This window comes from Planktotalea sp., from assembly GCF_039984035.1.
Classification (GTDB): domain Bacteria; phylum Pseudomonadota; class Alphaproteobacteria; order Rhodobacterales; family Rhodobacteraceae; genus Planktotalea.
On sequence record NZ_JBDWVM010000005.1, the window covers coordinates 1 to 10,215 of the forward strand.

Sequence of the window (10,215 nt, forward strand, 5' to 3'; positions counted from 1 at the left end):
CATTTTCCCCATCGCCATCGCCTATCATTCAGAAGTGATCGTGCTCGCCGCATGGTGCGAACTCCGCGCAGATTTCCGCAACTTCCGACCCGACCGCTTCACCCGCTACCACGTCCTACCGGACCGTTTCGCAGGCCAAAGCGACGCCCTCCGCGCCGAATGGATGAAAGACTACGCCGCCTACCTTTGAACGTGGAAACGAGACTGATCCTCGTGGCCCCAAAGATCTGAGATAGTTTAAGCGAACAACTCCGCCTGCCGTAGGCGTACCCAATGGCCACTTTCCAAACGCGGCTTAGTCAACGAAACGTTGCTAAGGGCGGAAAGGAGACGTTCGCTGCGGGTGCAACAAAATGGCTCTCTCGAACAAGAAATTAACATGCACAGCGGTACTAACTTTTGTATTAACCTCAAGGTAGGAACGGCTGATCGTTCGCCAATAACTAACTCAATTAAGAGCGTCAAAACCTTCTACGCTGAGAAAAACAATGCTTGTCCATGTTCCCACCCACAATGTTGCCGAGACAAAGGACATCCATAGGTATTTGATTTGCGTTGTCTCTGAAAACCCGACCACAAAAGGTGCAATCGGACGAGAGTAGGCAAAGCTTCGACCAAAAATTACCACAAGTATGTCCCACTTCCCTAGTTTTTCGACAAACCCATAAAATTTTTCTACGTATTTTTGGTTAAAGGGCAATTTGCGACCAAGCCTTTTTGCGCGACGTCCCAACTGAAAGCCAATATTGTCTGCGATAATTGCGCCCACTAAGATACTAGCGCACATTTGCCAGATCGTTAATAAGTCGTTGTTATATTGATAAACTGTAGCCCCGACGATGAGAAGCCCACTGAAGAATAGCCCGATGCCGAAAACACCATCCAAAATGGTGATCGTGATCAAGAACAAAATTTGGGCTGGCGGTGAAGTTGCAAGTTCTGTCAATTTTGGTTCCATGCTTGGTCGTTCTGAACCATGAGTTCAATTTTGTGAACGACTTGATGTGCGTGCGTGAATTGTAGCAAGTGTCCACCGCCTTCTATGATACTCCAAGACGTGAATGGATAGGTATCGCAATAGGCTTTGCAGTCGTCATGAGCGATCATGGGGTCTTCAGCACCCCAAATATGATGGAAATGTGCTGTATTCTCATTGGTTTCCAACAACGTTTGCCATCTCTTCAAATTCACCCACATGGCCTTTATATCGCCAAACATTCCTTTGAGTTTTGGGCGCTCTAACAACTTGTAGCCAGCGACTGCGCATTGAAGATTGTCGCCCACGTCAAGGGCCAGCTTATCGGGTGCGCTCTCGCTGTAGTTGTTGAGGACCAATTTTTCCAAGTTTGCATCTTTATTTAAATACTCCGCATATATTTTGGTATAAAAATTGATCGCAACAGAGGAATTGCGCAAACACCAATGTAGGAATCTGTGCGAGACTGGCAGGCCTTTCTGAACGCTCCCTGTAAAGTTTGGTACGCCTGATGAAATTCCGATGCCTCTGCAAACTCTGTCAGGAAAGCTATGCAGTGTTGATGCTGCGTAAATTGCACCTGACGCATGTGTCACCAGGCAGCATTCTTCCAGCCTAAGTGAATCTAAGATCGCAGGAAATAAATTGAGCCACTCCTCTAGAATTTGATCGCTCGATACAGGATTGTCTGATCTGCCATAGCCAGGTCGTTCTATGCAAATTGCACACAGATTAGCTTGTCGAAGTTGTTCTTCGAAATCTTCGCCAAACTCGTATCCGCTCACAATTCCATGAAGAAAAATGAAGGGCCTTCCAGACAACATGCCTTTTCTGACAATGCCAATTTTTCGTCCGTTTACATTCAGAATTTCAGTCTCAAGATTGGCGAGCAGATCAGACTTTCTCTTTACATCTGGCGGCATTATCAGTTGCAAGTGAAGTGCGAACCTAACTGCACCCTCTCGACCAGCAAAGCCAAGTTTCGAATAGATCGATTTTGATTGAGTTTTTACGGTCTCTCTCGTTTTTTCGAAGCGGTCTTCAATTTGCCTAAACGACAAACCATTGACCATCTGCTCAAACACGCTGAGTTCAGCGGATGTCAAATTGTGCTGTTCTCGAAAATAGGACTCAAGTCGCGGAGACCAGGCTGAAACGAGCCATCGCACGAAGAACTTGTTGGGTTGTTCGCTTTCTTGAGCGTTCGCTTTTTGAATCATGAGAAGCGAATTGGTCGCGACTTGGTCAGATTTACATACTATGAGTTGAGGGCCCGCATTTTTGTTGTTGCGCAAAAATAGAAACGTCCGTTCGACGTCATCATGGTGCCATTCGGGAATTACATCATAAAGCGTTGCGCCCGTCGGATGCGCTCGTTCCCATTCTGGAGATTTGAACAAGAAACCACCTCTGAAGTTCACAAATGCTTCCATTCCCGCAGGCGGAACTAAGTGACCTTCGTCGTTAGGGTTTGTTTGCGCAATACGATCTAGGATTTCAGCCGCTCGCTCAAGATGATCTTCGAAGTCATCCATCTCGCTCAAAGACGTTGCTGTTGTTCGGTCCCATTGCTCTAGAAACTCAAACAATTGTTCGGGTTCCATGGACATCTCGTAGGTCTTTAAGACCAGTTCTTTGTAACTAATGATCAGTCTCCCTGAACAAATGATCGCGAATTAAATCTGACGTTAGAATTTGAGGCACAATTAGTCGAAGCCTTTTTCATATCATCACCCCATGGGGTGACGAAATCCAATGCAGAGCGCGCAATTAGTGTTTCATCTGGGTGTGGAGCAGCGGTGTTGCCTCTGGCCGCACTGCTTATCTCGTGGAGTGACTACCTTGAAAGAAATTACAACAATATCATACGCCGTCGCCGCCGTAGCTGTTTTGAGTGGGTGTAGTAAAATTAACGAAGTTAGAGACGCGCTAGAAGCCATTGACAATGAACCGACAGAGCAACTGCTAATAGCCCCAGCTGCAGGCGCTGGCGTTGGTTCAACAATAACAGAAAGTACAGTGGTCGATGTTCTTGCCTCAAGGGACGCAATTGCGACAGCAATTCAATCGGATTCTATTTCGGCACCGACATCAGCGCCAACGGGGACCAAAAAACTTGATGGTTTCGTCGGTATTGGCGGTGCAAACGATAACGAAGCGGTTATTGGCAACCTTACGATTGACGCAAACTTTGATGCCGGAACAGTTCAGGCGACCGCGTCAGATTTCGCAGAATTTAATGTAGCAGATCCCGCATTTCCAACAACAATCGATACCCAAGGTATCACTGGCGGTACATTAACTGGATCTGGCACGATTGACGGCACTTCCATGTCCAGTACGTTGAACGGAACGATAACGTCTTCGATCAGTGATACGGTAGTTGATTCGACCCTGGATGGCGTGGTTTTGGATAACAACGGCTCATTGCTCGTGACTGGTACTGTCACGGGAACAACGACGAATGGGGCCGGTACGTCAGCTATCGAAGACGGCGAATTCGCGGTTTCGGAATAACAATATGATGCGCGCTATGCGAGGTAACTTGCGTAGCGAGCTATCCTTTGCCTCTTTTCACGCTACCGGAACAAATATTATGAATTTGGCAAAAGCGTTCGTGCTTTCGATCGTTGTTTTTTGCATCGCGGGTGTTTCCGAGGCGCGACCGGACGAAGCAAAACTCTCCTCGCTAGTTAAGGCGGGTCACATTGAACAAGCTCGCAGCATTCTACAACGCTCAAATCCTAGGGATGCTGACTTCACATTCTTTGAAGCATTGATTGCGCGGCATGCAGGCGAGTTTGACAAGGCTGAACGGCTGTTGCGCGACACTCTGGCGCTTTCTGCGGAGCATATGAATGCGCGCCGGGAACTTGCCCATGTGTTGTTTGTAAAGAAGAATTACCGATCATCGGCAAGGGCGTTCAAACTGTTACATAACGTCGAACCTGATCCAAAAATGAAGGCGCTATACGGAACCTACTTACGTGCGATTAGCAATCAACAGCCTTTTGGCATTTTCGGACATTTCGCTTTTTTGCCATCGACTAATGTAAATCGAGGGACCAACGATCTCGTCTACGATAGTGTGATAGGTGATTTTGTCATTGATCCTGCTTCAAGGGCTTCATCAGGGGTCGGAATACAGCTAGGAACGAGTGGTTTTCTGAGAGACGCAGGCACCAAGACCTCTCGAAACACGATCACCTGGAACCTCATAGGAAACAAATATAAGGCGAGCAGTTTCGACAGCGCTGTGGGCGTTCTTCGCTTCACACATCTACACCGCCTAAGCAATAGAACTGAATTGGCTGTAACGCCCAACGTGCGGTACACTTGGCGCAACAATTCAAGCAATCAGCGCGCTGTCGGGGTGAGTTTCTCAGTACGGCAAAAGCTTTCCGCACGAGATAGCTTAAGGTTCGTGGCGCAAACCGAATACCGAAATTATTTTGAGCAAGCGCACAATTCCGGACGCTATTCAGGAGCGGAACTTGGATATATTAGGCAGCTTAGTCACGCGCTTTCGTATACCTTAGGACTTAGCTTGAATGCTGGTTCGCCTAATTCAGCCCACGCGAGATTCCGTGATCTGGCCGTGTCTATTGGTTACAATAACAGATGGAATTCTGGACTTATCACCAGATTTAGAGCCGAAGTTGGCACAAAAATATTCGAATCTGATTTCCCTTTGGCGGGCAAAGAGCGTGAAGATTCCTACTACGGTTTAAGTGTTTCGCTACAAAACAACGATTGGAATGTGCTCGGCTTCACACCGAGCCTCACTTGTTCTTATAGCAGTAACAAGTCCAACATCGCCTTTTTCCAACACAAGGTCACCGAATGCAATTTAGGTATCTCGAAGAGCTTTTAAATCTAATGCGTGGGTTGCTACAAAATGCCGATATCTTCTGGTCTTTAACTAGAAAGCGGGAAAGGCGCATTTTTGCACTATTTGCACTGCAGCATAGGTGAGGAGTTTGAAAGGCTGTTTTGGGCCGTAATTCCAGAGTTAATTTTGACAAATTCCTGAAAGCAGGCTTTGCCAGCGGCAACGACTATCAGGAATCTTGTCCCCAAACATATTCACACACCAAACAAAAAGGGCCCCGCCAATTTGGCGAGGCCTTTCTCAAAATTTCAAAACGCTCTAGTTGCGCGCAAATGCGTCTCTAAAGCCTGCATTGCGCAGCACGGTCAAAGCGCCGTTCGTATGCGCTGGGGATGCAAACGGACCCGCCAGAACGATGCGCATTTGCTTGCCGCCTCGGGTGAACTTACCGATGCGAACCGGAAGTCCCATGCGCTGCAAACGATTGGCCGTATTTTGCGCGTTGCTCGGGACGCCAAAGGTGCCCACTTGCACGAACTTCTTACCCGCAACCTGCGCTGGCTTGCGCGGCGTTGTGGTGCGCGCTTGAACCTGTGCTGGCTGTTTACGCACGACGCGCTTAGCCACAGTTCCCTTGGACGACACAACAGGCGCGGCAACTTGCACACCCGCTGCGCGTTGCTGAGCGAGCGACGTGTAAGGATAACGCAAACCCGGGAAGGAACGCGTCACGTCACGGCCCGTAGAGCGTACGATCAAACGGCGCGGGACCGTCTTGGACCACACGACTTCAGTCGCGGCCTTACCCTTTGGGGATTGATGCGCGCGTTTTGTGTTCAAACGGTCATCTTCCCAAACAGGGCGATACCCATTGGGCGTCGGCGATGCGACGTGGGCCGCTTGCTGTTGCTCATATACATGGCGCGGAACAATGCGCGCGTTCGGGCTCACATTCGTGACAACCTGACCCGCGCGATTGCGGTAAATCACACCTTCCGTCGCAGCGGCGCGCGGCGCAGCGGCCACACCCGATGTTGTACCAGCGGCAACTGTTCCGCCCGCTCGCGAGTTTTGGAAGGCCGTCGTTTGAGGACCACATCGCACTGGAAGCCCACGACCACCAATGTAGCGCTGACTGAGAGAGGATGCGCCCTGACACACTTGTCCGTTTGCACCGTTTGACTGAACCACAACGCGGCGCGGCTGGACCGCAACGGGCGCAGGTTGGGGAGCGATCTGAACAATCCGCGGCTGGGCTTGCTGCACACGCGGTGCATTGCGTACAATCTTCTTCGGCGCAGGTTTCACAACCGGCGCTGGTTTGGCGGCAGGTTTAGAGGCAACCGTTTTGATCGGCTTAGGCGCCAGAACTTCGGACACCGTTTTGCGCTTCGGTTGCACAACCGGCGCGGCCACTTCTGGTGCAGGCGATTTTGGCGCAACAACAGAGTTTGTCCCAATTTCAACCGGAGCATTGGACTGCGGCGCAGCGGCGACAGCCGTTCCTGCGGCACTGCCTGCGATGCTTGGTGTTAGACCGCAAACCACTTCGCGCGACCGCGACACACGCGGCACCCAATTGGTGTTCCCATCAACACCAGCGCGAATGTAGACACAGCCTTTGCTGTCCACATATTGGCTACCTTTGAAAGACGCAGGCGGAATTTCGGCAGGACCTGAATCCCGTGAAAGTGCTTGCGCGCTGACTTCGCTCACCGAAATAGCGCAGCTTGCCGCGACAAGCGACATTACCAAGAATCGTTTAACGTTCATTTTCTGTCCCCACAGATGAACCCAAACTCTGCCCCAAATTCAGGGCAGAGTCTAGCACACCTTGGGGCTAAGTGCTGATTATTGCCGCTATTTAGTGCCAAACATGCGATCACCCGCATCCCCTAGTCCTGGCACGATATACCCGACCTCGTTCAGCTTTTCGTCCAATGACGCGGTCACAATCGGCACATCAGGATGCGCTTCTTTCATGCGCGCGACGCCCTCAGGGGCTGCAAGCAAACAGAGGAACCGGATATTCTTGGCACCTGCCTTCTTCAGCAAATCAATCGCGGCAACCGACGAATTGCCCGTCGCAAGCATCGGATCAACAGCAATCACCAACCGATCTTCCAGCGCGTCAGGCGCTTTGAAATAGTATTGAACCGGCTGCAACGTCTCTTCATCGCGGTAAAGCCCGACAAAACCAACCCGCGCAGATGGGATCAATTCCAGCACCCCATCGAGCAAACCGTTGCCCGCGCGCAGGATCGAAATCAGCGCCAGTTTTTTACCATCCAGCGTCGGCGCATCCATCGCCATCATCGGCGTCTCAATCGGCTTCGTCGTCATCGGCAGGCCGCGCGTCACCTCATAGGCAAGCAGTTGACTGATCTCGCGCAGAAGCTGGCGAAACACCGCTGTGGAGGTTTCTTTTTCGCGCATAATCGTCAGTTTATGCTGCACCAACGGGTGATCGACGACGGTCAAATGCTCTGACATGGCTCAGGCCTCCAATTTCTTCAAAATCTGTGTTCGTGTGTCTTCATCACAGAATGCAGCATTGGCAGATGCTTTTGCAATCTCGGTAAAGACCTCGGCGTCCCAACCAAACGTATTGGCGAGGTTAAGGTATTCATTTCGCATATTTGTATGGAAAAAGGGCGGATCGTCGGTCGAGACGGTCACTTTGACGCCCGCGCGGCGCAGCACATCAATGGGATGGCTCTTCCAATCAGGATATACGCCCAAGACCACGTTCGATCCGGGGCAAACTTCTAGCACAACACCCTTTTCCGCCAGCTCATCCACCAGCGCCGCATCTTCCGCAGCGCGCACGCCATGCCCGATCCGCTCCACGCGCAAATCATTCACCGCATCGCGCACTTCTTGTGGACCGCGCCATTCGCCAGCGTGCGTTGTTAACTTCAAACCCGCCTCGCGCGCCATGTCATAACTATAGGCAAAGTCGCGTTGATTGCCTTGGTTCTCGTCCCCGCCCATACCGAAACCGGTGATAAAGCCGCCCGCCGTTTCCGCCGCGCAGAGCGCAGCCGTCTTCGCCTGCTCTGGCCCGAAATGACGAATGCACGTGACAATCCCGCGCGAGGTAATCCCGAAATCGCGCTCCGCCTCTGTCGCCGCTTCCTCCATCGCGGCAAGGTAGTCGCGCCATGCATCTACATCACCGCCCCCGCAGAAATCAGGGCTGATAAAGCTTTCCATATAGATCACGCCATTGCTGGCTGCTTCTTCCAAAATCGCAAGGCCAAGGCGCTTGAAATCCTCGGGGGATTTCAGAACCGTTGTTGCCGCCTCATAGACGCTCAGAAAGTGCACGAAATCCTTGAACGCATAAGATCCATCCGCGTTGAACACTTTGGAGATATCAACGTTCTTTTCCTGCGCCAAACCACGGATAAATGCGGGCGGCGCCGCACCCTCATAATGCGTGTGCAATTCGATTTTCGGCAGATCAAGGATGCCCGCCAATTCTTCGCTCATCTCGTTCATAAAAAACTCTTTCCAGTGCCGCTCGCGGCTACTCCAAGATGCGCCGCAACACTCGCCGCTACATCCGTAAATCCACAAATTCCGATCTCGCCCGCTCCCGCGCCATGCACCAACACAGGCACTTGCTCGCGGGTATGATCGGTGCCGATCCAGCTCGGGTCATTGCCATGATCCGCAGTCAGGATCACAAGGTCATCATCGCGCAATTTCGGCAGGAACTGCCCAAGCCAAACGTCAAACCGTTCCAATGCTGCAGCATATCCCGCCACATCGCGACGATGTCCGTATTCCGTATCAAATTCCACAAGGTTCGCGAAGACAAGATCACCCGGCCCTGCCGTTTCGGCCAAGCCATCGAGCGCCGCCATCAATTCCGCATCGCGCCCTTTCACCGTGGTGTCGATGCCCGTCATGGAGAAGATATCGCCGATCTTGCCTACACCGTGCACACGCCCGCCCGCATCTTGCACCCAATTCGTCAAAACAAGCTCAGGCGGTAAAATCGCGAAATCGCGGCGGCGCGCTGTGCGTTTGAAACCCGCCTCAGCGTCCCCAACAAAGGGTCGCGCAATCACGCGCCCGACGCGCATCTCGTGCAGCATCGGTGCCACGTCGCGGCACATCTGCAAAAGCCGCTCTAGCCCAAAGCTCTCCTCATGCGCTGCAATCTGCAAAACGCTATCGGCAGAAGTGTAGCAAATCGGGAAACCCGTCCTCAAATGCTCCACCCCAAGATCATCGATCACAGCCGTGCCAGAGGCATGGGCGTTGCACAAAATACCATCCATCCCCGCCGCCGCGCAAAGCGCCACTGTCACTTCTTCAGGAAAAGCAGGCTGCGCATCAGGAAAGAACGTCCACTCCCATGGCACCGGCAATCCGGCCAATTCCCAATGCCCCGACGGCGTATCTTTGCCCCGTGAAATCTCACGCGCAACGCCCCAACGACCCGTTGGCTTGGCGTCTAAACCTGCCGTCTCGATCCCCGTTGAAAGCCGCACCGCTGCGCCAAGGCCAAGCGCATCCATATGCGGCACGTTCAGCCCATGATCGCGAATAATATGGCCTAGCGTATTCGCCCCCGTATCCGGCACATCCCCGTTAAAGAACGTACCAGCATCCGGCGCACCGCCACAGCCAACGCTATCCAGCACGATCAAAAATGCCCGCGCCATTACGCGATCACCTCATGCACCAGCGCATGTTTCTCTGGCGCCGCTGCGCCCAAAGCAATCGCGCCGCGCACTGATTGAACCGCTTTATCCGCCTGCCCCTCACGTGCTGCATGCACGCGCGCCAATGGCTGACCTTTTCGGACAGCTGCGCCCAGTGGCACCACCTCAGACAGGCCAACCGCTGGATTGATCTGATCGCTTTCCACCTGACGCCCACCGCCAAGCGCAACAACCGCCAGACCCAAGGCCTCCCCATCAATCGCGGTGACAATCCCATCCTGCTCGGCCGTAATTTCACGAATGACCGGAGCCTCGGGCAAATAGCGTTGCGGGTTCTCGACAAAGCCCAAAGGCCCGCCCATCGCCGCAACCATCTTGCCAAAGCGCTCCGCCGCCGCGCCGCTGACAATCGCATTGCTCAACGCTTCACGCCCCGCATCGCCGCTCTCTGCTTGGCCCGAGCTGAACAACAACTGCGCCCCGAGCGCGAGCGTCAGCTCATACAAGGGCCCACGTTGCGCACCGCTCAAAACCGCCATCACTTCCGCAACTTCCAAGGCATTGCCAAGCGCAGGCGCAAGCGGCGCATTCATATCCGTGATCAACGCCGTCGTCGGGCATCCTGCCATATTGGCCGTCTCGACCAAGGCCGTCGCCAATTCACGCGCCTCATCCGCGCTCTTCATAAACGCGCCAGAGCCGACTTTGACGTCCAGCACCAAACCATC

Annotated in this window: 9 protein-coding genes and 1 pseudogene; 3 read left to right on the forward strand and 7 right to left on the reverse strand. The window is 52.7% G+C overall.

All coding sequences use genetic code 11. From position 1 onward, the window contains the following. The coding region (locus ABJQ89_RS00170; RefSeq protein WP_348494261.1) for a WYL domain-containing protein at positions 1-190 on the forward strand (190 nt) is incomplete at its 5' end. Positions 191-448: 258 nt separating this feature from the next. Here the strand turns inward: ABJQ89_RS00170 and ABJQ89_RS00175 are convergent. Next, positions 449-946, reverse strand: coding sequence for a VTT domain-containing protein (locus ABJQ89_RS00175; RefSeq protein WP_348494262.1), 498 nt, complete (start codon positions 944-946; stop codon positions 449-451). Continuing rightward, entirely contained in the window at positions 943-2,580 is a 1,638-nt protein-coding gene (locus tag ABJQ89_RS00180) for an alpha/beta fold hydrolase (protein WP_348494263.1), read from the reverse strand. Before ABJQ89_RS00180 ends, ABJQ89_RS00175 begins: the two co-directional genes overlap by 4 nt. A gap of 238 nt (positions 2,581-2,818) precedes the next feature. On the opposite strand from ABJQ89_RS00180, the gene ABJQ89_RS00185 reads away from it, so the two are divergent. After that, on the forward strand, positions 2,819-3,493 hold the full coding sequence (locus tag ABJQ89_RS00185) for a hypothetical protein (protein WP_348494264.1): 675 nt from the start codon (positions 2,819-2,821) through the stop codon (positions 3,491-3,493). 4 nt (positions 3,494-3,497) lie between these two features. Beyond that, the gene (locus tag ABJQ89_RS00190) at positions 3,498-4,850 is read left to right on the forward strand and encodes a surface lipoprotein assembly modifier (RefSeq protein WP_348494265.1); all 1,353 of its coding nucleotides are present in this window, start codon (positions 3,498-3,500) and stop codon (positions 4,848-4,850) included. Between the two features lie 276 nt (positions 4,851-5,126). On the opposite strand, the gene ABJQ89_RS00195 is transcribed toward ABJQ89_RS00190, so the two are convergent. From ABJQ89_RS00195 to ABJQ89_RS00215, 5 genes and pseudogenes are all read right to left on the reverse strand, one after another. Then, positions 5,127-6,581, reverse strand: coding sequence for an SPOR domain-containing protein (locus ABJQ89_RS00195; RefSeq protein WP_348494266.1), 1,455 nt, complete (start codon positions 6,579-6,581; stop codon positions 5,127-5,129). 87 nt (positions 6,582-6,668) lie between these two features. After that, on the reverse strand, positions 6,669-7,301 hold the full coding sequence (gene upp, locus ABJQ89_RS00200; RefSeq protein ID WP_348494267.1) for a uracil phosphoribosyltransferase: 633 nt from the start codon (positions 7,299-7,301) through the stop codon (positions 6,669-6,671). Positions 7,302-7,304: 3 nt separating this feature from the next. Beyond that, on the reverse strand, positions 7,305-8,312 hold the full coding sequence (locus ABJQ89_RS00205; protein ID WP_348494268.1) for an adenosine deaminase: 1,008 nt from the start codon (positions 8,310-8,312) through the stop codon (positions 7,305-7,307). Continuing rightward, entirely contained in the window at positions 8,309-9,487 is a 1,179-nt protein-coding gene (locus ABJQ89_RS00210; RefSeq protein ID WP_348494269.1) for a phosphopentomutase, read from the reverse strand. Before ABJQ89_RS00210 ends, ABJQ89_RS00205 begins: the two co-directional genes overlap by 4 nt. After that, positions 9,487-10,215, reverse strand: a pseudogene (locus tag ABJQ89_RS00215) (thymidine phosphorylase); the annotation flags it as partial. The gene ABJQ89_RS00210 and the pseudogene ABJQ89_RS00215, both read right to left, overlap by 1 nt.